The sequence below is a fragment of the Amphritea sp. GJ51-11 genome, assembly GCF_055808735.1.
In genome coordinates, this window is the sequence record NZ_CM147881.1 from 3,363,984 (window position 1) to 3,388,046 (window position 24,063).

A 24,063-nucleotide genomic window follows, 5' to 3' on the forward strand; every position below is an offset into this window, starting at 1 on the left:
CTTTTAGTTTTACTCTCCTGCACGTAAATAGCCCGGACAGCGACTGCTGTTCCGGGCTATACTCCCGGTGTCTGTCAGCTCACAAGGACACCCAGATATGAACATCCTCTTTCCCGATATCAATCCTTATAAACAGCACCAACTGGCTGTTGATGATCTGCACACCCTCTATATAGAAGAGAGTGGCAACGCCCAAGGCATCCCGGTTCTATTTATTCATGGCGGCCCCGGTGGCGGCACCAGCGGCACTCACCGCAAATTCTTCGATCCCGAAAAGTATCGTATTATTCTGTTTGACCAGCGCGGCTGTGGACAATCAACACCCCACGCAGAGCTCACTGACAACACAACACAAAACCTAATCAGTGATATCGAACAGATTCGCGAACATCTTAATATCGATCAATGGCTGCTCTTTGGCGGCTCTTGGGGGTCAACCCTCAGCTTACTCTACGCCGAGAGCCATCCAGAACGTGTCTCAGGGATGATCCTTCGTGGCATTTTTCTGTGCCGTGAACGGGATATACGCTGGTTCTATCAAGAAGGCGCCAGTGCTATTTTTCCTGACTACTGGCAAGAGTACCAAAAGGTCATCCCACCACAGGAACGTGGTGACATGCTGCAGGCTTACCATAAACGACTAACCTCAGAAAACGATATTGCCCGAATGTCTGCCGCTAAAGCCTGGTCTATTTGGGAAGGCCGCTGCTCGACACTTAACCCTAACAATGATGTTGTCGACCATTTCGGAGCCCCACATATCGCTCTAGCGATGGCTCGGATAGAAGCCCACTACTTTATCAACAATGCTTTTATCGACACCAATCAGATCATTCGCGATGCCCATAAGATTCCGCATATCCCAACCGTTATCGTACATGGCCGTTATGATATGGTGTGCCCAATTGAGCAGGCTTTCGCCTTGCAACAGGTACTACCTCAGGCAGAACTCCATATCGTTAGAGATGCAGGGCACAGCGCATTTGAACCCGGTATTACCGATAACCTGATCAAAGCGACCAAGCAGTTCTCGCTATCGAAAGCCTGACAGAGCAACACACCAGCAAGGAACACAGTTGAAAGCACTTATTCAGCGGGTCAATGCCGCATCAGTTGATATTGCCGACGAACGTCACGCCCAGATAGGCCCTGGCATACTGGTATTACTCGGGGTTGAGAAAACCGATGACGAAGCCTGCGCCGACAAGCTGCTGCAGAAAATACTGCATTATCGTATCTTCAGCGATACCGAGGGCAAAATGAACCTCAACTTGCAACAGCACAACGGCGGGCTGCTAATCGTCTCCCAGTTCACGCTCGTCGCCGACACCGCCAAAGGGTTACGACCCGGCTTTTCCAAAGGCGCCAGCCCACAACAGGGCGAAGCCCTCTATGACTACTTTGTTCAGCAAGCCCAAGCCCTCCATCCGGAGGTTGCCAGCGGCCAGTTTGGTGCCAACATGCAAGTCAACCTCATTAATGATGGCCCCGTAACCTTTCTACTGGAAGTATAACCCGATGGACACCACCGCCTTCGCCTTGGCTGAACGTATCTTCCTTACGGTATTCCCCCTCTTCGCCATCGTGCTGAGCGGCTACCTTTATGGCCGCTATAAGAAACCCGATATGACACTGGCAAACCAGCTCAATATGGATATCTTTGTGCCCGCGCTGGTGTTTTTCGTGCTGTCGGACAAATCCTTCGATCTGGTTAAATATCAAGGGCTGGCCATGGCCGCGGCACTCGTCATTCTCGGATCGGGTTTGTTACTCTGGCCATTATGCAAAGTACTTAAGGTGCAGGCCAAAACATTCCTCCCGCCGATGATGTTTAGCAACAGTGGCAACCTCGGCCTACCGTTAATCATTCTCGCCTTTGGTGAACAAGCACTACCCGCTGCGATTATGCTGTTTATTGTAGAAATGACGCTACATTTCACTGTGGGCATCTATATGATGGATCACCGCACTAATCCTTGGCGACTGCTGCGAATGCCTATCATCATTGCCACCATCGCCGGCCTAACATGGAGCAACTTGAGTTTGCCGATGCCAGCGTCGATCGCCACGAGCCTCGATATGCTCGGTCAGATATCGATTCCACTCTTGCTATTCACGCTAGGGGTTCGACTGATCACCGTCGACTTTAGTGCTTGGAGGATCGGCGTAACTGGTGCCGTGCTGAGCCCACTTGCAGGCATCCTGATCGCCTATGCGGTACAACAACTGCTTCACCTCGATGCGGAGCAGTTTGTCTACCTAATCATTTTTGGCGCCTTGCCACCGGCAGTACTCAACTACATTGTCGCCGAACAATACAATCAAGAACCCAAGCAGGTCGCTTCAATTGTATTATTAGGAAACATGGGCGCTCTCCTCTTCATTCCGGCCACCTTGGTCTTTGTGCTATAAAAAAAGGCTGCCATCGGGCAGCCTTTAACATACAAACTAAGCTTTGGGTTTCGACGCTGAGTTCCAGCACTTCAGTCTCAAACCTAAAGCACTCACTATGCACACTTAAACCTTACTGCGGATCCTCAACGGCGATACTCTGGAGGTTTTTCGCCACGGTGGCACCACCAATACCTTTCACGTTTGCCAATTCATCAATCGTTTTGAACGGCCCATTGGTTTCACGATATTCAACAATCGCCTTAGCCTTAGCAGGCCCAACCCCTTGCAATACTTCGGCAAGTTGGTCAGCGGCCGCGGTGTTGATATTCACCATCGGTTCGGCAAAGACTCCCAAGGGCAAACTCAGACACAGCAGCAGTAACAACGACTTTAAGCATGAAGTCCGTTTCATAGTTATTTCCTTCTGTTTATTAAACCAAAAAACCAGCATAAACTGGTTTTTACAGTAATAGCACAAAATAAAAAGGTGACAACTATCGTGCTGCAAGAATCTCCTGCTCAATACGCGCCAACGCCGCGACAGGTGCATCTGACTGGGTAATCGGGCGACCAATAACCAGATGAGTGCTTCCCGCGCTAATCGCTTCTCCCGGCGTCATAATTCGCTTCTGATCACCTGTCGCAGCATCAGCAGGTCGAATCCCCGGCGTCACCAGTTGAAAATCAGGCGTTATAATCTGCCGTAATGGTTTCACTTCCTGAGCCGAACAGACAACACCATCTAAACCGCTGTTTTGAGTCAGCAGGGTCAATCGTTTAACCTGTTCCAATGGCTCAATATCTAAGCCGATGTCCGCCAAATCCTGACGTTCCATGCTGGTCAGCACGGTAACCGCAATCAGTAGTGTTTTTGCACCATTGACCTGATCCAGTTCATTCCGTGCCGCCTCCATCATCCGCCGGCCACCAGAAGCATGAACATTGACCATCCAGACCCCCATCTCAGCCGCCGCACGAACAGCCTTAGCAGTGGTATTCGGGATATCATGAAATTTTAGATCTAGAAAAACATCAAAGCCTTTCCCATGAAGCGCTTCGACCACCGCAGGTCCCGCTCGGGTAAACAGCTCTTTACCCACTTTTACGCGACATTTTTCAGGATCCAGCTGCTCTGCCATTGTCAGGGCGGCAAGTTGATCCGGATAATCCAACGCAACGATAACCCGTTTAGTATCATTCATTTACTTACATCTCATACAAATTATGATCCTGGCTATTCACCCTCAAGCCCATGGATCGGTTTAGTCGTCCCCCAGTTCTGACAGGAGGGACATTGCCAATGCAGCGACTTACCCGAAAAACCGCACCGCTGACAGTGATAGACCGGCTTGCTCAACTCTAACTGCCCTGTTAGCCCTCGCAACACCATCAGGCTTTCATTCGCGCCTTTTGATGCATGAGTGATATAGAGGTCGATTAGCTGGTTAAAGCCTTTTATCGAAGGGCGCTGCTTTAATTGATCGGTAATAAAGGCACCCGCAGGATAAGCCCCTTGCTGTTGCAAAATAATATCGCCAAGGGCGAGCATAATACTGGTTGAGGGATATTTATTCAGCCACTGTTTCATCAATCGTTCAAACTCAGAAGTCTGATTTAATTCATGGTAGCAATGCTTCAAGCGCTCAATGGTTTCAGACAGGAAGGTGCTATCTTGCTGCGCAACCTGTTTTAACGTCGCGATGGCCTTTTTCCACTCTTGCTGCTTGATGGCGATATCGGCCAATAACAGATTGGCGCGTACGGCATTTTTGTCAAACGTTAACGCTAAATTCAACTTAGCACTCGCGTGGCGATAACGTTGCTGCGCAATATAGCCTTCAGCCAGCTCACAGCAATAATGACTCAACTCAACGTCTAGTCCCGGCCGCTCAGTAACGCTCAGCTGTTTAGCCACATCAAGAGCTTGCTGCCATTCCTGTTCTTTAGCGTAGAGCTTAATCAGCAACGCGGAGGCTTTTTGTAACACATCAGCACTCGAACGCTGGGATCTAATTTCTAATAACAGATTTTCGGCACGATCAAGTAAACCGACCGCATAGTAATCCCGTGCCAACGCCATTTGGATGCGCATGAAATCATCATGGGAAAGATCTGAACGAGCCAGTAAGCTCTGATGAATCTGAATGGCACGTTGAACGTCACCTTTCTTACGAAAGAGTTTAGCCAGCGCGATATGGGCAGGAATGGTATCAGAATTAATTTCCAGGGCACGAATAAAGCTATCGATAGCTTCATCGGTTTTTTCACTCAACAAAAAGTCGAGACCGCGAAAATACTCCTGCTGCAGGGTATTTTGTGGCTGTTTATTATTCTGCTGACGCCCTAGTAACCAACCAATAGCAACCGCAACGAACAGCGGAATAATAAACAGTAAATCATTCATATCAGGTAGCGCGTTTTAACGCCGCAGTACGCAGCTGATCAAGCTCCTTATCGGCTGAGCTAATTTTACGTTTTGCCGCCTGAAGCTTAAGCTTCAAGACCATGACAAAAATGCTGCTGACCACAACCCCAGCAATACCACCGACAACAAAACTCGCCATCAACCACAATGATAAGCTAGCTTCGGGAAGCGTAAAGAAAAATAAGTTAATCGAAACCAGCTCAGTATTCAGCGTGGCAAAGGTCCAGCCACAGAACAGAAATACCAGACACAGCGCCAGTACCAGCAATATTTTTAACCAACGCATTATTTACCCCTACTGTTAATTAATCCTAAGATCGTTCATTTTTCAAACTATCGTTGACCTGCTCACGCAACTCTTTACCCGGCTTGAAATGCGGTACATATTTAGCATCCAGCGAAACAGAATCGCCCGTTTTTGGATTACGGCCCACCCGGGGTTCACGATAGTGCAGGCTAAAACTGCCAAAACCTCTTATCTCAATACGATCTCCTTGAGATAAAGACTCTGTCATGTGGTCCAGCATAGTTTTAACGGCCAACTCTACATCTTTGATAGAAAGCTGTTCATTCTGGTCAATCAAACGCTCGATCAGTTCAGACTTCGTCATGCTCACCCCCTGACATTAACAGATCTGACCTACTGCCAGTCCGCTTATCAGACATTATATTTATTCGTTACTATTTCTTTTCCAACTGAGCCCTGATGAGGTCACCGATGGTTGTCGGCCCTTCAGAGTCAATCTGTTGATGCTTAATTGCATCCAGAGCTTGGTTTTCCTGTTGTTTTTCCAACTGCTTTATCGATAACGCTATTGTTCGCGCACGCCGATCTATATTGACGATCAACACATCGATAGTTATTCCAATCCTAAAGAGCTGACTGAGATCCCCTACCCGCTCAATCGAGGCTTCCTGTACCTTAACACTGCCTTCTACGCCTTCAGCCAAGCGAAGCTGTAACTGTTTGGGCTCAACCTGAATAATATCCCCTTGGACAATCGAGCCTTTCGGATGACTTGCGGTATAGCTTGTAAATGGATCTGCAGATAGCTGCTTAACGCCTAGGGAGACACGTTGCCGCTCACTATCAACCGACAACACCACCGCAGTAACCGTATCGCCTTTATGGTAGGCCTTAACCGCCGTTTCTGCAGGTTGATCCCAAGACAGATCTGACAGATGCACAAGGCCGTCAATGCCACCTTCCAAGCCAACAAACAGACCAAAATCTGTAATCGACTTAATAACGCCCGAAACCTCTGTATCTTGAGCATAGGTTTCGGCAAAGCGATCCCAAGGGTTTTCCTGGCACTGTTTGATACCCAAAGAGATCCGTCGACGCTGATCATTGATATCAAGAATCATGACCTCAATCGAATCACCCACCTGCACCACTTTGGATGGGTGGATATTCTTATTGGTCCAGTCCATCTCAGAAACATGCACTAAACCTTCAATACCCGGTTTAATCTCGGCAAAGCAACCATAATCAGCGATATTGGTGACCTTAGCACTCACGCGACTACCGACCGGATGAGCCGTTTTAAACTCATCCCAAGGGTCTGGTGTTAACTGCTTCATCCCCAGCGAAACACGCCCTTTATCCCGATCATAGCGTAAGACCTTAACATCGATCTCATCGCCAATACTCAGTAACTCACTAGGATGCTTAACTCGCTTCCAAGCAATATCGGTAATATGGAGTAAACCATCAACCCCGCCTAGGTCGATAAAAGCACCGTAATCGGTCAGATTTTTAACCATCCCTTTAACGGTCATGCCTTCATTAAGGGTCGCCAGTAACTTATCACGCTCTTCATTATAAGCGGTCTCCAGCACTGCCCGGCGTGACACCACGATATTGTTCTGTTTAGCGTCTAATTTGACCAGTTTGAATTCGAGTTCTTGATTTTCAAGATGAGAGGTATCACGAAGAGGACGAATATCGACTAAAGAACCCGGTAGGAAGGCACTAATGGTATTCAGATCAACGGTTAACCCACCGCGTACCTTACCGGTAATTCGGCCGGTCACGATGGTATCGTTTTCAAAGGCTTGCTCAAGCACCAACCAAGCTTCAGCGCGTTTCGCTTTTTCTCGCGATAGTAATGTTTCGCCAGAACCATCTTCGAGAGAGACCAGCACCACATTCACCTGATCACCGGCGCTAACGCTCAATTTGCCATCGTCATCTAGAAACTCATGTCGGGGAATATTACCCTCCGACTTGAGCCCCGCATTAACCACGACAAAATCACCGTCAACCGCGACAACCGTCGCGCTAACAACCGAGCCCGGCTGCATATCCAGCTCGGTTAAACTCTCCTCAAACAGCTCAGCAAAACTCTCATTCATACCGGCCAAACCTCATATGTTTACCGTTAACGCAATCCTTTATGTCGTGCCTGATCTAGTACCGAAGCCAATACCGCTTCGATACTCAACTCAGTGGTATCAAGACATATTGCATCTTCAGCGGGTTTGAGAGGCGCTACAGCGCGGTTCATATCACGCGCATCTCTCGCCTGAATATCCGTCAATATTGTCTGAAGACTAGCACCCAGCCCCTTATTTATCAACTGGTTATACCGACGGTTAGCACGCTCTTCAGCGCTAGCCGTTAAATACACTTTTAGCGGCGCTTGCGGGAATACTACCGTACCCATATCACGCCCATCAGCAATCAAACCCGGCGCTGCAACAAACGCCCGCTGGCGTTCGAGTAAGGCATCTCTGACGGAACCAATCGCCGCAATCACCGAGGCATCAGCACCACACTCTTCGGTGCGGATCGTATGGGTAACCTCTTCACCTTCCAAGATGATAGTGACTTCATTCTGATTAGCGGAGGTTTCGAACTGCACATCGAGGTGTGCCGCCAATACAACTAAGGCGTTTTCATCATCCAGTGCGACACCGTGATGCCGCGCAGCCAACCCAACCAAACGATACAGGGCACCACTATCAAGCAAGTTCCAACCCAATTCTCGGGCTAGCAGGCTACAGATGGTTCCCTTACCTGATCCACTCGGACCATCAACTGTAATAACTGGGAAATCTCCCATGTTACTTCTCCTCTTTGCGAACCTTGATACCTACCTGCTGAGCCAGCTCAACAAAGTTAGGAAACGATGTGGCAACATTGGCACATTCATGAATCTCAATAACACCCTTAGCCCGCAAGGATGCGATAGCAAAAGACATGGCAATGCGATGATCATCATGGCTTTCAATGACGCCACCGCCCATCTCGCTACCACGAATAATGGCACCGTCCGGTGTCCCTTCGATATCCGCACCGAGGGTTTTCAAGCCATCGACCATCGCTTGAATACGATCACTCTCTTTGACTCGCAGCTCTTCGGCGCCCGTCAATACCGTTTCGCCTTCGGCGCAGACTGCAGCAATAAACAGTGCTGGGAATTCATCAATCGCTAACGGCACCTGATCTTGTGGTATATGGATACCTTTAAGAGGCGCATAACGGATACGAATATCGGCCACCGGCTCACCACCCACTTCTCGCTCGTTGAGCAGTTCAAGATGACTGCCCATCGCCCGAAGAATATTGATCACACCGATACGCGTTGGGTTAATGCCTACATGCTCAAGGGTGATATCAGAATCCGGACAGATCGCTGCAGCCACCATAAAGAAGGTTGCCGAAGAGATATCCGCGGGCACATCGATTTTAGTCGCCTTAAGCGAGCCACCACCGGTGAGGGACACCTGATTACCCGCCACATCAACCTGATAACCAAAGCCTCGTAACATCCGTTCGGTATGATCGCGAGTGGGTGCGGGTTCAGTCACGGTTGTTTCGCCTTCGGCATAGAGCCCCGCCAACATGACACAGGATTTAACCTGCGCACTGGCCATCGGCATCTCATAACGGATCGCTTTGAGTGACTGCCCCCCTTTAATTCTCACCGGTGGGCAACCATTCTCGTCGGTTTCGACTTGCGCGCCCATCAACCGTAGTGGTTTCGCTACGCGCTCCATGGGACGCTTACTCAGGGACGCATCGCCACTGAGTTCAGAATCAAATGCCTGACCGGCTAACAAGCCCGACATCAGGCGAATCGTGGTGCCGGAGTTACCCACATAGATAGGCCCTGGCGGTTGGCGTAGACCATTGATGCCCACACCATAAATTTTAACGGCGCCCTGATGCGGTCCCTCAATCACCACTCCCATATCGCGGAACGCTTGCAAGGTTGCAAGGCTATCCTCGCCTTCTAAAAAGCCGGTGACCTCGGTGGTGCCATCGGCTAAGGAGCCCAACATAATTGAACGGTGAGAAATCGACTTATCACCCGGTACGCGGATAGTGCCCTGCACCTGTCCACCGGGTTGAGCGTAAAATGTTGCGTCTTTTATTTTCATATTTTGAGTGTAGGCCGAACCTGATAAAATTTTTGAAAAATGTTCTCGTGCAGCTTTCGCGCGGGTAAAAATACCCAGCATCGCCTGACTTTCTTCTGCTTCAATCGCGTCTCTCAACCGCTGTACGCCGGCTGAAAATTCATCAATCTTCTGTAAAATGGCAGACTTATTGGCAATACCAATGTCGTGCCACATGGTTGGATCACTGGCGGCAACCCGGGTGAAATCACGGAAACCACCGGCGGCATAACGAAAGATTTCAGTGCAATCTTGCTCGCGGGCAAGAGTATCGACCAATGAGAAGGCCAATAGATGTGGCAAGTGGCTAGTTGCAGCCAGTACTTCATCATGCCGTGCCACATCCATCTGCAACACTTCAGCTCCCACAGCCTGCCACATTCGAGCAATCAGTGTCACCGCTTCGCGATCACTCTGCGGTAACGGCGTCAGAATAACCTTATGATGCTCAAACAATGTTGCATCCGCTGCGGCTATACCGCTTTTTTCTGAGCCCGCAATCGGGTGCCCAGGGATAAACCGAGCAGGTAGTTCACCAAACAGCCTTTCAGCAGCTTTGACCACATTACCTTTAACGCTGCCGACATCCGTCAGAATGGTCTCAGGCCGTAAAACAGGTTTTAGCTCAGCCAACACCGATTCAATCGCCTTAACTGGCACCGCCAACACAATGACATCGGCACGAGCCGCTTCAGCCAACAAATCCTCTGCCGCTTCATCAATTACACCGAGTCGCAAACCGGTCGCTAATTCATCGCTATCACGGTCGTAGCCGATCACCGTGCGGCAAATACGGTGACTACGCAGCGCACTTGCCAGCGACCCACCAATTAATCCTAAACCAATGACTAAAACTCTTTCAGTCAAACATCTCACGATCTATTTACCCTTTCTCACGGCTATTCAGCACTTTCGTAAATGCAGCCAAAAAGCGGCTATTTTCTTCCGGCAGGCCAACGGTCACCCGTAAGTGGTTGGGCATTCGATAGTTCGCCACCGGCCGGACAATAACCCCTTGCTGTAACAATGAAGCATATATTGGCGCTGCATCAGTGCCGCAATCAACCGTAATAAAGTTACCTACTGAGGGTATCCAATTAACACCTAATTCGCTAAAACCCTGTTCTAATTGCGCTATACCACTACGATTAACCTCAATACTGCGCTGCAGATAGTCTGTATCATTCAATACAGCGGCGGCCGCTTCCAATGCTGGGATATTGACGTTAAAGGGCTGCCGCACCCGGTTTAATAGATCGGTAATCGTACTATTCGCGACGCTATAGCCAATGCGCAATGCGGCCAAACCAAAGGCCTTTGAGAAGGTCCGTGTGATAATCAAATTTGCAAAATCATTTTGCAGTGCTAATCCCGATAAATAACTCGGTTCGGTAACATATTCAGCATAAGCCTCATCCAAAACCACCACGACATGCTCAGGCACCTTAGCCATAAAGCCGCGCAACGCCTCACCGGAAAACCATGTACCGGTCGGGTTGTTTGGATTCGCGAGGAAAATAACCCGGGTTTTATCGGTGACCGCTGCCGCCATCGCATCCAGATCATGACCCCAATCTTTGGCGGCAGTCACGACCGCTTTAGCCCCCGTTGCCTGTGCTACCAGCATATAGACAATAAATGAATGCTCTGAGTAAATAACCTCATCTCCGGGCAACACAAAAGCACGGCCAATCATCTCGAGTACATCATTCGAGCCATTACCTAGCGTTAGGTGATCGGTTCGATAGCCATAGTGTGCAGACAATGCCTCTTTCAACTTAAAACCACTTGCATCAGGATAGCGACAGCTGTCGGACAGCGCGGCTTGCACCGCCGCTATCGCAACCTCACTGGGGCCCAGCGGGTTCTCATTACTGGCCAGCTTAATACTGTTACTAATACCCAGCTCACGCTCCAACTCTTCCACCGGTTTACCCGGTTGATAAGGTTGAAGCCCCTGAACACCAGACGTCGCCAGTTGATAGAAATCACATGCCATTAATTTTCTCCAGATCAGAGGACCGCAACCGGATATGAACCCAACAATTTAAGCTCAACTGTTTCAGACTGCAGTTCACGTAGAACGTTCTGAATATGCTTATTAGCCGCATGCCCCTCAAAATCAATATAAAAAACTGAGTGTGAGTTTTCCGTGCTTGCTGGCCGGGTTTCAATGCCCGTCAGGCTGATTTTATGTTTGTGGAAATGTTCTAGTAACTCATACAATGCGCCCGCTTTATCGCGCACAGTCACCAGAATAGAGGTTTTATCTTGACCACTTTCGCCAACTTCTTGATCACCTACGATCAGGTAACGCGTACTGTTATCTGACTGGTCATCGACATTACGGGCGACAATATTGAGCTGATATAGATCGGCCACCAAATCACTGGCAATCGCCGCGGCACCTGAACCGAACTTAATCGCCATCCGCGCCGCTTCCGCATTGCTGCTAACGAGGATACGTTCGGCGGATAAAAAGTGAGCATCCAGCCAGCTACGACACTGCGACAGTGTTTGCTGAGGCAAATAGATGCGGGTGATACCGTCGAGATTATCACCATCAGCACGCAAAACATGGTGATGGATGCGTAGCTCGACCTCACCGCAGATCATAAGATTAAAGCGTTTAAAGAGATCAAGTGTATGACTCACCATGCCTTCGGATGAGTTCTCGATGGGCACAACACCATAATGAGCGCCACCGGACTCCACTTCACGGAAAACTTCATCGCCGCTATTAAATGGAATACAGTGGGCTGAGTGACCAAAATGCTTGCTCGCGGCCTGCTGAGTAAAGTTACCTTCAGGTCCCAGAAACGCTACATGCATCGGTTTTTCCAGCGCCAGGCACACCGACATCACTTCACGAAACAGCCGTGCTACCTCATGGTCGGCAAGCGGCCCTTCGTTACGCTCCATCACCCGGCGCAACACCTGAGCTTCACGTTCAGGACGGTAAAATACCGCATCCTTCGGGCCCTGATATTTCTCTTTAACCTCAGCCACCTGCTGAGCACAGCGTGCACGATCATTCAGCAGCGTATGAATCTGCCGGTCGATTAAATCGATCTGATCGCGCAGAAGCTTAAGTTCTTTTTCCTGATCACTCATTATTACCGCCCTCTACTGCCTGACTTATCCGTGACGCTGTGAAAAGTCCTGCATAAAGTCGATCAACGCATCCACACCCGCTTCTGGTACTGCGTTATAGATACTCGCACGCATACCGCCGACCGAACGATGACCCGGAAGGTTCAGCAGACCACTTTTTTCAGCCTCGGCCAAAAACAGTTTATCCAGTTCTGCGTTCGCCAGAATAAAGGGAACATTCATCCAAGAACGGGCATTAACCGCCACAGGGTTTGAATAAAATGGATTGCTATCGATCACGCTGTAGAGTTTCTCAGCCTTGCGACGATTAACCTCAGCCACGGCTTCAACACCGCCCTGCGCTTTGAGCCACTTAAACACCAGCCCTGCCAGATACCAACCAAATGTAGGCGGCGTATTGAGCATAGAATCAGCGTCTGCGGTGACTTTATAGTCATAGAGAGCAGGCGTAGAAGGAAGGATATCACCCAGCAAGTCTTCGCGAATAATGACAACCGTCAGCCCTGCTGGGCCGATATTTTTCTGCGCACCGGCGTAGATCATACCAAAACGACTAACATCGACCGGACGGGAAAGGATATTAGATGACATATCCGCTACCAACGGCACATTCCCGGTGTCAGGGATATAATCAAACTCAACCCCGCGAATGGTTTCATTCGGCGTGTAGTGCACATAAGCAGCTTCAGGATTAAGCTTTAGCTCATCCTGAGAGGGTGCACGGGTAAAATTATTGTCTTCCATACTCGCTACAACGTTTACATCACAGTAACGTGCGGCTTCTTTGATAGCTTTCTTGGACCAGTCACCGGTATTGATATAGTCAGCGGTCGTTTTGCCCCGCAACAGGTTCATCGGAATCATGCTGAATTGGCTACTAGCACCACCCTGCATAAAGAGAACCTTATAGTTATCGGGAATCTGCATCAAATCACGCAGATCTTGTTCAGCTTCAGCCGCCACACCCACAAACTCGGGACTACGGTGACTCATTTCCATAATGGAAAGGCCAAGACCATGCCAATTCAATAGCTCTTGCTGAGCCAGTTTCAGGACATCTTCAGGCAGTGCAGAAGGACCCGCACTGAAATTATAATTACGTGTCATTTTGATAGATCTGCTACAAAGTTCGTAAAAGTGGTTCTGTATAAACTTGTGTAAAACCGATTATCCAAAACCGATTGTGTAAAAACCGGTTATACCATCAACCGGCAAAGCCAAACCGCGACAATTCAACGGGTAATCTAGCGCAATAAAGCGCCTTTAATAACGGTTCACTAAGACAAAAATGTGCGGCCAGTGCCGCACATTTTTTAGCCTCAATGATTATGCTTGATCATCATCAAGCGGAGCCTCAGGACTCTCTGGTGTTTCAGGGTTATCCGGTGCGTCATCCACAACCTCGACATCGCCCTCAACGACCTCAGTGTCAATTAGCTCATCGTCCGTTTCTTCCGGCTCTTCTATACGAGCCACACCGACAAGGTTTTCATCCTCAGCCACCCGGATCACTCGGACCCCCTGAGTGTTACGACCTAAGACAGAAATCTCATCGCTGCGAGTACGTACCAATGTGCCCTGATCACTGATCAGCATCACATCATCGCCTTCAAACATCTGCACTGCACCGATCAACTCACCGTTACGGTCGGTGCACTGCATGGCGATAACACCCTGCCCACCACGACCATAGGTCGGAAAGTCTTCAACCGCGGTCTGCTTACCATAACCATTAATACTGGTAGTCAGAATGCGGCCATGTTCCTGAGGAATGATCAGCGAGATAACCTTCGCATCTTGCGCTAGTTTAATACCACGGACACCACGAGCGGTTCGCCCCATAGGTCGTACATCATCTTCGGCAAAACGAATCGATTTACCCTGGCTAGAGACCAGCATCACTTCGGCAGTACCATCGGTAATCGCTGCACCGATCAGGGTATCCCCTTCATCCAGCGCCAACGCAATCAACCCGGTAGAACGAGGGCGGGAGAAGTTAACCAGCGGTGTTTTCTTCACCGTACCATCAGCGGTTGCCATAAATACATAATGCTCATCGGCATATTCGTTTACCGGCAGAATGGTGGTGATACGTTCACCTTCCTGCAACGGTAGAATATTGATGATCGGACGACCCCGCGCTGCACGACTGGCTTGTGGAATTTCATACACTTTGAGCCAATACACTTTACCTAAGTTGGTAAAGCACAAGATAGTATCGTGGGTGCTGGCAATCAGCAGTTTTTCGATAAAGTCTTCATCTTTAACCGCCGTTGCCGACTTACCTTTACCACCACGACGCTGAGACTGATACATCGTCAGTGGCTGGGTTTTGGCATAGCCACCGTGAGATATAGTCACCACCATATCTTCTTCGGCTATCAGGTCAGCCACGGTAAAGTCTTGCTGCGACGCGATGATATCGGTGCGACGTTCATCACCAAACTCTTCGACGATCAGCTCTAACTCTTCACGGATCACTTCCATCAAGCGCTCAGAGCTATTCAGAATCGCCAACAATTCGGCGATACGATCGAGCAATTCCCGGTATTCGGCGATCAGTTTTTCATGTTCCAGACCGGTTAAGCGGTGCAGGCGCAACTCAAGAATCGCTTGCGCCTGTACAGGAGACAGGTGATAGACACCGTCGTGCATGCCGTATTGCGCTTCAAGATCTTCCGGACGGCAGGCATTTTCGCCAGCACGTTCCAGCATCACTGTCACATCGCCGGGCTGCCATTCAGTCTCAATCAAACGTTCTTTGGCTTCAGCTGGGCTCGGAGAGCTCTTAATCATCTCGATAACAGCATCGATATTCGCCAGAGCAATCGCCAAACCTTCCAGAATATGGCCACGCTCACGCGCCTTACGCAGCAAGTAAACGGTACGGCGGGTAACGACTTCGCGACGGTGACGGATAAAGCATTCAAGAATGGACTTAAGATCGAGGGTACGAGGCTGCCCGTCGACCAGTGCCACCATGTTGATACCAAACACGTTTTGCAGTTGAGTCTGAATAAAGAGGTTATTCACCACTACTTCAGACACTTCACCTTTACGCAGTTCGATAACAATGCGCATGCCATCCTTATCGGATTCATCACGCAGCTCGGTGATACCTTCGAGTTTTTTCTCTTTAACCAGCTCGGCGATCTTTTCGATCAAGCGAGCTTTGTTCACCTGATAAGGGATCTCAGTAAAGATAATCGACTCTTTACCGTTCTTATCATTGGTTTCAATATGATGTTTGGCGCGCAGATAGATGCGTCCACGACCGGTTTGGTAAGCCTGCAGAATACCGGCCCGGCCATTGATAATAGCGCCGGTTGGGAAGTCAGGTGCCGGAATATATTCCATCAGCCCATCGATACCCAGCTCAGGATTATCGATCAGTGCAATACAGCCACGGACAATCTCGCCGAGGTTGTGAGGCGGAATATTAGTCGCCATACCGACAGCAATACCGGCAGAACCATTCACCAGCAGCGTTGGCACTTTAGTCGGCAACACTTCTGGGATCTGTTCGGTGCCATCGTAGTTTGGCACGAAATCAACGGTTTCTTTATCGAGATCAGCCAGCAGCTCATGCGAGATTTTCGCCATGCGAATCTCGGTATAACGCATCGCTGCGGCCGAATCGCCATCGACGGAACCGAAGTTCCCCTGACCATCGACCAGCATATATCGCATCGAAAATGGCTGCGCCATCCGTACGATGGTGTCATAAACAGCACTATCACCATGGGGGTGATATTTACCGATTACGTCACCTACCACACGGGCAGATTTTTTGTACGCCTTGTTCCAGTCGTTGTTAAGTTCGCTCATAGCGAACAGCACCCGACGGTGTACAGGCTTAAGTCCATCCCGTACGTCTGGCAACGCACGCCCCACGATTACGCTCATAGCGTAATCCAGATATGACTGCTTCAGTTCATCTTCGATGTTGACTGGCAGAATCTCTCTGGCTAAATCACCCATAATAGCTCTGGCTATCCTTGAATCTGACTGCTGAGAATTAAGTGGTTAAACCCACCCTGAAAGCGGTAAACCTTAAGCGCCCGAGTATACCATAAAGAAACACCAATACTCTCGCAAAATTAAGGTCTTGGAGAGCAGAATCAGTGTTCTGAGCAGTTCCCTAGCAGACTTCCTGTATTCGCCCCTGCAGCGGTGCTAGAATGTCGCAGAATTATGACCTGACACGAGCTTTTGGCGCAGAATATGACACACACCCAGAACAACACGGGCGCAAATATTGACCCCCAGGAAATCGCAAAATTCGAAGAACTGGCCAGCCGGTGGTGGGACCGTGACAGTGAATTCAAACCACTCCACGATATCAATCCACTGCGGGTCGACTTTATCGACCGAATAGCATCCCTGAGCGGCAAAAAAGTACTCGATGTTGGCTGTGGGGGCGGCATCTTATCCGAAGCGATGGCTCACCGTGGCGCGACCGTTACCGGTATCGATATGGGCGAAGCACCGTTAAAAGTCGCCAAGCTACACGGCCTTGAGAGCGGTGTCGGCGTAGACTATCGCCAGGTCACCGTCGAAGAGCTAGCCATTGAACAGCCTCAACAGTATGACATTGTCACCTGCATGGAGATGATGGAACATGTGCCAGATCCGTCTTCTGTTGTTGACGCCTGCAGCCAACTGGTAAAACCCGGCGGCCATGTTTTTTTCTCGACGCTAAATCGCAATCCCAAAAGCTATATGATGGCCATCGTCGGCGCCGAATATCTATTAAAGCTCGTCCCTAAAGGCACCCACGACTTCAATAAGTTCATCCGCCCATCTGAACTCGCCAACTGGATTCGACAGAGTGGTTTGCAGAGCGAAAAGATCACCGGCCTCACCTACAACCCTTTGAGCAAAATCTATAAGCTCAACGACCGTGATGTCGATGTCAATTATATGGTTGCCACCCGGAAGCCCGACTAAACAATGAAGAGATCACGACCTGAGGCTGTACTGTTCGACTTAGATGGCACGCTGATCGATACTGCGCCTGATTTTCACGCGGTAATCAATCAACTTCTAGCCGAACATCAACGCCCTCCCGTCAGCGCGGCCTTTCTGCGGCGCTATGTCTCTAATGGCGCACGCTCGATGATCGGCGCCGCCTTTGAACTCCCAGAACAAGACCCCGCGTTTGATACTCTCCATCCGAGAATGCTTGAACTCTACCTACAACATCTTGATGTCGACACCCAACCGTTCCCTGGCATCCCTGCACTGCTACACTGGCTCGGTGAACAACAAATACCTTGGGGTATCGTCACCAACAAGCCCGAATGCTACACCACCCCCGTCATGCGGGGGCTCAATCTACAGACCGCCCCCGGGACAGTTATCTGCCCAGATCATGTGCAGCAAAAAAAGCCCCACCCAGAAGCACTATTCCTCGCCTGCAAGGCACTCAATTGCACCCCCGAGCACAGCGTTTATATTGGCGATCACCGTCGCGATATTGAAGCCGGTCTAAGAGCCGGCATGCAGACCATCGCCGTCAGCTATGGTTACCTTGATGAGGGTGAAGATATAAATAGCTGGAATAGCCACTTCCGGGTCGATCACGCCAGTGACATCCGCCCTATTTTAGAAACCCTTTATTGCGATCGCTAGCGATCAGACACAGGAACAGCCATGTACGACTATCAGGCACCGGAAAACCTACTCCAAGAAAAAATCATTCTCGTGACCGGCGCAGGCGACGGTATTGGACGCGCAGCCGCCCTTAGCTATGCCGCTCACGGTGCAACGGTTATATTACTGGGCCGCACAGAAGAAAAGCTCAATACCGTCTACGACGAAATTGAGGCTGCCGGTTATCCACAGGCCGCAATCATTCCACTGAATCTAGAAACCGCTGGCGAAACGGATTTTGACCGCCTAGCGGCCATGTTAGAAGAAGAGTTTGGCCGAATCGATGGCATTTTGCATAATGCCAGCTTGCTTGGCATACGGACGCCAATAGAAAGCTATGATCCAATCGTATGGCAACAGGTGATGCAAGTGAACGTCAATAGCACTTTCATGCTAACTCAAGCACTGCTGTCCCTGACAAACGATTCAGAAGACGCCTCTATTATCTTTACATCGTCAGGTGTCGGCCGAAAAGGGAAGGCATTCTGGGGTGCTTATGCCGTGTCTAAATTTGCCACTGAAGGCCTAATGCAAGTGTTGGCCGATGAATTAGAACATAACCCCAATATCCGCGTTAATGCGATCAACCCTGGGGGGACACGCACCAATATGAGAGCGAACGCTTATCCGGCAGAAAATCCAGAAAGCAACCCTAGCCCGGAAGAGATCATGCCGCTTTATCTCTACCTCATGGGCCGGGATAGCCGCGCAGTCAACGGCCAATCCATCAACGCCCAGTAACACTCAATTTTTAAGCAAAAAAAAACGCAGCTTCAAAAGCTGCGTTGACGATTAACGATCAGATCGTTTCGGCCCTACCGAGCGGCGTGTTTTCTGACGCTTAACACGCCGTTCAGCCACCTCCTGCTCTTTCACCGATAACGGCTTATTTCGCTTCTGCTTCATATCCATCATACTGGACAGCATATTAATCTCTTTCTGAGTCAACTCTTTCCAATGCCCCGCCTTCACCTCACTCGGCAAGAAGAACGGTCCATAGCGCACCCGTTTCAAGCGGCTCACTTGCACCTCTTGAGACTCCCACAGACGCCGCACCTCGCGGTTACGACCTTCCATGATGCAGACGTGGTACCACTTGTTAGCCCCTTCACCGTTAAAGAACTGAACATCAGTGAAGCGCGCCATACCATCATCGAGCAGCACACCTTTTTTGAGTCGACCAATCATCGCTTCGTCAACATCGCCCAAAATACGTACCGCATATTCACGGTCGATATTAGCCGAAGGGTGCATCAAGTTATTAGCCAGATCTCCATCGGTGGTAAATAGCAGCAAGCCCGAGGTATTAATGTCCAAACGACCAACCGCAATCCAACGCCCTTGTTTCAACGGCGGCAGGTGATCAAAAACCGTTGAACGACCCTCTGGGTCATGCCGAGTCGCCACTTCACCGAGAGGCTTGTTATAAATAAGCACACGGCGTTCGCTATCACGATCGAACACCATTTTCTTAGCTTCGCCGTCAACCTCTACCTCATCCCGAATCGAGATTCTGTCGCCGAGCGTTGCAACCTGACCATTAACACTAATACGGCCAGCTTCAATCCAACGTTCCATCTCACGACGTGAACCTAATCCGGAACGCGCCAAAACTTTCTGAAGTTTTTCGTCTATCACCGACGCATCCTCTTATCGTTTGTAATAATTAACCTCAACAAGGCTAATTTAAAAATAGTTAATCTCAACATAAACAAAAAAGCTCTTCGACGCGCGCCGAAGAGCTTTTTTAATAATAGCGGAAAGTGCTTATTAAATTAAGCAATCTTCCTTTGTTTTACCTTGAGCAAATGCAGCTTGGAAAGCAGCAGGGGTACGACCACGGCCAGACCACTGATGTACTTCACCGTTTTCATCTGTCACTTGATACTTAGGAGCAACTTTTTTCTTAACCGGCGCATCAACCAGCGTCATTAGATCATCCAGACCAATACCAGCTTCTTGCATGCTCTGCTTAATCGCTTCGATCTTTTCAGTACGCTCACGTTCTTCGGCCTGTCTTTCTTCTTCATACGCTTGCTTCTCTTCCAGTATTTCAGTCAGATCAGCAATTGCCTTTTCAATATCAGAACTTGAAAGCTCGTGACACTGTTTACGCAGTGAGTTTTTGCGGGTAAGAAGTTTTACAAAGTCGGTCATTATAAATCACCAATGAAAAGAAAGTTTAGGAATAAAGGAATTATTGATTAAGTAATACGGTTTTTCAATAAAAAAACCAATTAATTATAATCATTCAAAATCTGATACATCACCAGCACCTTTACGAATAATAACAGGTACATCATCCACTAGGTTAATAACAGAGGTTGCTTCCATGCCGCAATAGCCCCCATCAATCACAAGATCCACATCATGCTGCAGCAGATCGCGTATTTCATAAGGGTCAATCAAAGGTAACTCTTCGCCAGGCATAATAAGCGAAGTACTCATAATAGGCTCACCTAATGCTTCCATTAACTGTAGCGCAATATTATTTTGCGGAATTCTAAGACCAATAGTCCGGCGTTTAGGGTGTAATAAACGTCGCGGCACTTCCGTGGTCGCATTAAGAATAAAAGTATAAGCACCGGGCGTCATTGCTTTAAGCAAACGATAAATTGAATTATCTACTTTTGCATAGGTGCCGATTTCAGATAGATCTCGACATACCAAAGTAAAGTTATGCTTATCGTCTAATTTACGGATCCGCTTAATTTTCTCCACCGCCCCCTTATCACCGAGGCGGCACCCGAGTGCATAGGCACTATCGGTAGGATACACAATAACACCGCCTTTATTGATGATCTCAACCGCCTGACTAATCAGACGCTGTTGAGGGTTATCGGGATGGATCTGAAAAAGCTGGCTCACAAGAAACCCTTCTAGGTAAAGTTATTTAATCTATTCTACTAAAAACGCGGTTAATGCTGAAGCAATTTAGAAAGCACATGGTGATTTACACTGCTGTAACGCGGATATTTCCCAATATCCGTCCAATGAAACTGCCTTTTATGAAAATCACTGCCCGCCGAAACCATTATATTAAATTTTGAGGCGAGTTTATCAAGTTGTAATTGATGACCGGATTCAATCCCGGGGTAACTTATTTCAATCGCATCGCCACCCTGTTCACAAAAACCACCGGTCAATATCCGCACCTTAGTAAACGTCATATTATATTTGGTCGGATGGGCTAATACCGCAATACCACCCGCCTGATGGATTATATCAATCGCTTCTTCCATCGTCGGCCATTCCGCTTTCACATCTCCGACTTTGCCCGCACCAAGATAACGATTGAATGCCTGCACTTCATTTTTGACCACACCCGCCTCAACCATCGCTTGCGCAAAGTGCGGCCGACCAACCTGACCTGTACCGGATAATTCCAACACTCGTGGTAGCAAATCAGGCATATTGCGTTTCATTAGCTTTTCATTAATAAGTCCGGCACGTTGCAGACGCAATTGGTCGATTTTACGTAAATAATCACATAATGCCGGATGATGCTCATCAAAACCTAAACCGACAATATGTACCATATTACGACCCCATTCAGAGGTTAGCTCGATACCGGACAGCACCTTAACGTCATAATCAGCCGCAGCAGTCCGCAGTTCACCAATACCGGCGACCGTATCATGATCTGTAATAGCAAATACGGCTACCCCCCGCTCATGAGCCCCCTGCAACAGTTCTGCCGGGGTCAACTCACCATCGGAGTAACAGGAATGACAATGAAGATCGCTAAAAGGCAATTCATCACCGGTTTCGGGTTTATAACTTAACTGGCTCACTCTATAATCACCCTACTTCCTAAACAAAAAAATGTTGTTATGAAACTACTTTTAGATTTTCTACCGGTCATTATCTTCTTTATTGTCTACAAAAGCACCGATGATATTATTCTAGCCACAGCTGTGCTCATTCCAGCCACTCTATTGCAGATGCTCTATACCTGGCTAAAAACCCATAAAATAGAGACGATTCAACTAGTGACCCTAGCGTTAGTGGTAGTACTCGGGGGCGCAACCGTGATGTTTCAGGATAAAACCTTTATCCAATGGAAACCTACCGTCGTCACTTGGCTATTCGCCGCAGCCTTCTTGGGCAGCCAGTTTATCGGCAAAAAGACCATCATACAGCGTCTCATGAACGGCACCATCGAGCTGCCCGCTTATGCTTGGAAGCAATTAAACATCGCTTGGATCATTTTTTATATTATTCTTGGCGCAATTAACCTGTATGTCGCCTACACTATGAGCGAAGAAACATGGGTTAACTTCAAGCTGTTCGGCATGCTCGGCCTAACAATGGTGTTTATTTTGCTACAGGGCTTTTATATATCGAAGCACATGACCCCTGATAACAACAGTAACCAAAGCGACAACTAAGGATTATAGAATGTTTTACGCCATTATTAGCGAAGACAAGCCTAACTCACTTGAACGAAGACTGGCCGCCCGCGCTGAGCATCTTGCCCGACTCGAAGCATTACGTGACCAAGGCCGGTTATTAGTGGCTGGTCCACACCCAGCGATCGACAGTGAAGACCCAGGCCCAGCAGGATTTACCGGCAGCTTGGTGATCGCTGAGTTCAGCTCACTCGAACAAGCTCAGGCTTGGGCAGATCAAGATCCCTATATAGATGCAGGTGTTTATCAGCAAGTGATAGTAAAGCCATATAAAAAAGTTTTACCATAATGTCGCTTTTTAAGCTTAAATACCCATTATCAGCACACTCTGTTTAACTTAGGTTCAGGTTGAACTGGTATAAATAGATCAAAATTAAAACATAAGGATGTTTACGATGAAGAAATTAGCACTTACAACCGCTCTAGCTCTGGCAATGGGTGTTTCTGCTGTAGCCAATGCTCACCCTAACCATGAGGGTTATGCAACGGATACTGGTGACACTGTTTGGAAAACCAGCTACGGTGAATGCTGGCAGCACGGCTACTGGCTGGAAGAAGACAAAACGGTTGACTGTGGCGCTGAAGCCGCTGCACCTGCTCCAGCACCCGCGCCTGCTCCAGCACCCGCGCCTAAAATGGTCATGAAAATGGTCGATGCTGAAGAAAGCCATATCGTTTATTTCGATTTTGACAGCAGCAAAGTAACAGATGTTAGCGCTATCGTTAACTATGTTGGTACTCTGTCTAAACTGAACAGCATTGAACTGAAAGGCTACACTGACTCTATCGGTACTAACGCTTACAACGATGCGCTGTCTCAGCGTCGTGTTGAAGCGGTTGATGCAGCACTGGCCGCATCCGGTATTGATACTGCGAAAGTTGTTACTTACTCTTTCGGTGAAGCGAACCCTGTTAAAGTTTGTACTGAAACAGGTGCATCACTTAAGTCTTGTTTAGCTGAAAACCGTCGCGTAGAAGTTAACATCGACGGCCAGAAGCAAGTTAAAGTACAACAGTAATACAACCCAAGCTTTATGGTTCTAAACAGCCATAAAGCCTGACATAAACCGGCAATCGCACTAAAGTTAGTGAGAGCGCCGGTTTTTTTATGTCCGTTAATACTCATAACAGAGCCAAAGCATCCACCCACAAGCACCCTAAAACAGCTTACACTATTAAACAAACCTGACTATTTCACGATTATTGAACAACGGCTTTCAGGCAAACAACAAAACGCTTTAGCTATCGCTAAACCACTGAGTAAGATGACCGATGACTCACCATAACGTTTTACCCAACTGGCTCAGCTGGTTACCTTTTGGTACCGTTCCGTGCATAACGCCCACGCTGGCTGCTCAGCACCTTCAGGACTATCTGATTATCGATGTGCGTACCTCACAGGAATACCAGAAAAGCCACGTTCCCGGTGCGATCTCAATACCGCTACACGCACTATCCCAGCAGCGAATAAGGACTCTTCCCAACGACAAACCTATTATCTGTATCTGCTTATCAGCCCATCGAAGCAAACCAGCTACCCGCAAATTAATCAAAGCAGGCTTTAACGTCCAAGAACTCAAGGGCGGCATGCTGGCCTGGTGGAAACAATCACTGCCGCTAGAACACTAACCGCTCATCCCCGCCTTACACTACTTT

The 24,063-nt window shown here is 48.7% G+C and carries 26 protein-coding genes; 10 read left to right on the forward strand and 16 right to left on the reverse strand.

Annotated features, from left to right (window positions below; all coding sequences use genetic code 11):
• Positions 1–97 precede the first annotated feature (97 nt).
• From pip to AC0L4K_RS15050, 3 genes are read left to right on the forward strand one after another with little or no spacing between them, the layout of a single operon-like run.
• A complete protein-coding gene (gene pip / locus AC0L4K_RS15040) occupies positions 98–1,048 on the forward strand; it encodes a prolyl aminopeptidase (protein ID WP_473266959.1) in 951 nt (316 codons plus the stop codon).
• A 28-nt stretch (positions 1,049–1,076) separates the two neighbouring features.
• Positions 1,077–1,514 (forward strand): D-aminoacyl-tRNA deacylase, encoded by a 438-nt coding sequence (dtd, locus tag AC0L4K_RS15045; protein WP_417228098.1) that lies wholly within the window; start codon positions 1,077–1,079, stop codon positions 1,512–1,514.
• 4 nt (positions 1,515–1,518) lie between these two features.
• Positions 1,519–2,412: an AEC family transporter gene (locus AC0L4K_RS15050; protein ID WP_473266961.1), complete on the forward strand. Its 894-nt coding sequence runs from the start codon at positions 1,519–1,521 to the stop codon at positions 2,410–2,412.
• A gap of 112 nt (positions 2,413–2,524) precedes the next feature.
• Here the strand turns inward: AC0L4K_RS15050 and AC0L4K_RS15055 are convergent, their stop codons facing one another.
• The 12 genes from AC0L4K_RS15055 to gyrA form a co-directional block, all read right to left on the reverse strand.
• Positions 2,525–2,806 carry a ComEA family DNA-binding protein gene (locus tag AC0L4K_RS15055; RefSeq protein ID WP_473266962.1) on the reverse strand — a complete coding sequence of 94 codons (282 nt, stop codon included), beginning with the start codon at positions 2,804–2,806 and terminating at the stop codon, positions 2,525–2,527.
• Between the two features lie 82 nt (positions 2,807–2,888).
• Complete coding sequence (pyrF, locus tag AC0L4K_RS15060; RefSeq protein WP_473266964.1) at positions 2,889–3,596, reverse strand: orotidine-5'-phosphate decarboxylase; 708 nt, start codon at positions 3,594–3,596, stop codon at positions 2,889–2,891.
• Between the two features lie 32 nt (positions 3,597–3,628).
• Entirely contained in the window at positions 3,629–4,798 is a 1,170-nt protein-coding gene (gene lapB, locus AC0L4K_RS15065) for a lipopolysaccharide assembly protein LapB (RefSeq protein WP_473266966.1), read from the reverse strand.
• Between the two features lies 1 nt (position 4,799).
• On the reverse strand, positions 4,800–5,105 hold the full coding sequence (locus tag AC0L4K_RS15070) for a lipopolysaccharide assembly protein LapA domain-containing protein (protein ID WP_417228103.1): 306 nt from the start codon (positions 5,103–5,105) through the stop codon (positions 4,800–4,802).
• Between the two features lie 25 nt (positions 5,106–5,130).
• Positions 5,131–5,430 carry an integration host factor subunit beta gene (gene ihfB, locus AC0L4K_RS15075; RefSeq protein WP_473266968.1) on the reverse strand — a complete coding sequence of 100 codons (300 nt, stop codon included), beginning with the start codon at positions 5,428–5,430 and terminating at the stop codon, positions 5,131–5,133.
• A 70-nt stretch (positions 5,431–5,500) separates the two neighbouring features.
• Positions 5,501–7,177: a 30S ribosomal protein S1 gene (gene rpsA, locus AC0L4K_RS15080; protein ID WP_473266970.1), complete on the reverse strand. Its 1,677-nt coding sequence runs from the start codon at positions 7,175–7,177 to the stop codon at positions 5,501–5,503.
• Positions 7,178–7,203: 26 nt separating this feature from the next.
• A complete protein-coding gene (cmk, locus tag AC0L4K_RS15085; RefSeq protein ID WP_473266972.1) occupies positions 7,204–7,887 on the reverse strand; it encodes a (d)CMP kinase in 684 nt (227 codons plus the stop codon).
• Between the two features lies 1 nt (position 7,888).
• The gene (locus tag AC0L4K_RS15090) at positions 7,889–10,102 is read right to left on the reverse strand and encodes a bifunctional prephenate dehydrogenase/3-phosphoshikimate 1-carboxyvinyltransferase (RefSeq protein ID WP_417228107.1); all 2,214 of its coding nucleotides are present in this window, start codon (positions 10,100–10,102) and stop codon (positions 7,889–7,891) included.
• Between the two features lie 7 nt (positions 10,103–10,109).
• Positions 10,110–11,225, reverse strand: coding sequence for a histidinol-phosphate transaminase (gene hisC / locus AC0L4K_RS15095; protein WP_417228108.1), 1,116 nt, complete (start codon positions 11,223–11,225; stop codon positions 10,110–10,112).
• Between the two features lie 14 nt (positions 11,226–11,239).
• Entirely contained in the window at positions 11,240–12,340 is a 1,101-nt protein-coding gene (pheA, locus tag AC0L4K_RS15100; RefSeq protein ID WP_417228109.1) for a prephenate dehydratase, read from the reverse strand.
• Positions 12,341–12,364: 24 nt separating this feature from the next.
• Complete coding sequence (gene serC, locus AC0L4K_RS15105) at positions 12,365–13,447, reverse strand: 3-phosphoserine/phosphohydroxythreonine transaminase (RefSeq protein ID WP_417228110.1); 1,083 nt, start codon at positions 13,445–13,447, stop codon at positions 12,365–12,367.
• Positions 13,448–13,666: 219 nt separating this feature from the next.
• Entirely contained in the window at positions 13,667–16,321 is a 2,655-nt protein-coding gene (gene gyrA, locus AC0L4K_RS15110) for a DNA gyrase subunit A (protein WP_473266974.1), read from the reverse strand.
• 243 nt (positions 16,322–16,564) lie between these two features.
• On the opposite strand from gyrA, the gene ubiG reads away from it, so the two are divergent.
• From ubiG to AC0L4K_RS15125, 3 genes are read left to right on the forward strand one after another with little or no spacing between them, the layout of a single operon-like run.
• Positions 16,565–17,290 (forward strand): bifunctional 2-polyprenyl-6-hydroxyphenol methylase/3-demethylubiquinol 3-O-methyltransferase UbiG, encoded by a 726-nt coding sequence (gene ubiG / locus AC0L4K_RS15115; RefSeq protein WP_473266976.1) that lies wholly within the window; start codon positions 16,565–16,567, stop codon positions 17,288–17,290.
• Between the two features lie 3 nt (positions 17,291–17,293).
• A complete protein-coding gene (locus AC0L4K_RS15120) occupies positions 17,294–17,974 on the forward strand; it encodes an HAD family hydrolase (protein ID WP_473266977.1) in 681 nt (226 codons plus the stop codon).
• A 21-nt stretch (positions 17,975–17,995) separates the two neighbouring features.
• Positions 17,996–18,736 carry a YciK family oxidoreductase gene (locus tag AC0L4K_RS15125; protein WP_473266979.1) on the forward strand — a complete coding sequence of 247 codons (741 nt, stop codon included), beginning with the start codon at positions 17,996–17,998 and terminating at the stop codon, positions 18,734–18,736.
• Positions 18,737–18,787: 51 nt separating this feature from the next.
• On the opposite strand, the gene rluB is transcribed toward AC0L4K_RS15125, so the two are convergent.
• The 4 genes from rluB to AC0L4K_RS15145 form a co-directional block, all read right to left on the reverse strand.
• Positions 18,788–19,633 carry a 23S rRNA pseudouridine(2605) synthase RluB gene (gene rluB / locus AC0L4K_RS15130; protein WP_417228115.1) on the reverse strand — a complete coding sequence of 282 codons (846 nt, stop codon included), beginning with the start codon at positions 19,631–19,633 and terminating at the stop codon, positions 18,788–18,790.
• 132 nt (positions 19,634–19,765) lie between these two features.
• On the reverse strand, positions 19,766–20,152 hold the full coding sequence (locus tag AC0L4K_RS15135; protein ID WP_417228116.1) for an H-NS histone family protein: 387 nt from the start codon (positions 20,150–20,152) through the stop codon (positions 19,766–19,768).
• A 90-nt stretch (positions 20,153–20,242) separates the two neighbouring features.
• Positions 20,243–20,863, reverse strand: a complete 621-nt coding sequence (locus AC0L4K_RS15140) for an L-threonylcarbamoyladenylate synthase (RefSeq protein WP_417228117.1) — start codon at positions 20,861–20,863, stop codon at positions 20,243–20,245.
• Positions 20,864–20,913: 50 nt separating this feature from the next.
• A complete protein-coding gene (locus AC0L4K_RS15145) occupies positions 20,914–21,789 on the reverse strand; it encodes a PHP domain-containing protein (protein ID WP_417228118.1) in 876 nt (291 codons plus the stop codon).
• 39 nt (positions 21,790–21,828) lie between these two features.
• Between AC0L4K_RS15145 and AC0L4K_RS15150 the strand changes: the two genes are divergently transcribed.
• The 4 genes from AC0L4K_RS15150 to AC0L4K_RS15165 all read left to right on the forward strand — a co-directional run bounded on the left by AC0L4K_RS15150 (position 21,829) and on the right by AC0L4K_RS15165 (position 24,036).
• Positions 21,829–22,386, forward strand: coding sequence for a septation protein A (locus AC0L4K_RS15150; RefSeq protein ID WP_417228119.1), 558 nt, complete (start codon positions 21,829–21,831; stop codon positions 22,384–22,386).
• Positions 22,387–22,396: 10 nt separating this feature from the next.
• Complete coding sequence (locus AC0L4K_RS15155; protein WP_473266982.1) at positions 22,397–22,696, forward strand: YciI family protein; 300 nt, start codon at positions 22,397–22,399, stop codon at positions 22,694–22,696.
• Between the two features lie 106 nt (positions 22,697–22,802).
• The gene (locus AC0L4K_RS15160) at positions 22,803–23,426 is read left to right on the forward strand and encodes an OmpA family protein (protein ID WP_417228121.1); all 624 of its coding nucleotides are present in this window, start codon (positions 22,803–22,805) and stop codon (positions 23,424–23,426) included.
• A gap of 253 nt (positions 23,427–23,679) precedes the next feature.
• Positions 23,680–24,036: a rhodanese-like domain-containing protein gene (locus AC0L4K_RS15165; protein ID WP_417228122.1), complete on the forward strand. Its 357-nt coding sequence runs from the start codon at positions 23,680–23,682 to the stop codon at positions 24,034–24,036.
• Positions 24,037–24,063: the final 27 nt, after the last annotated feature.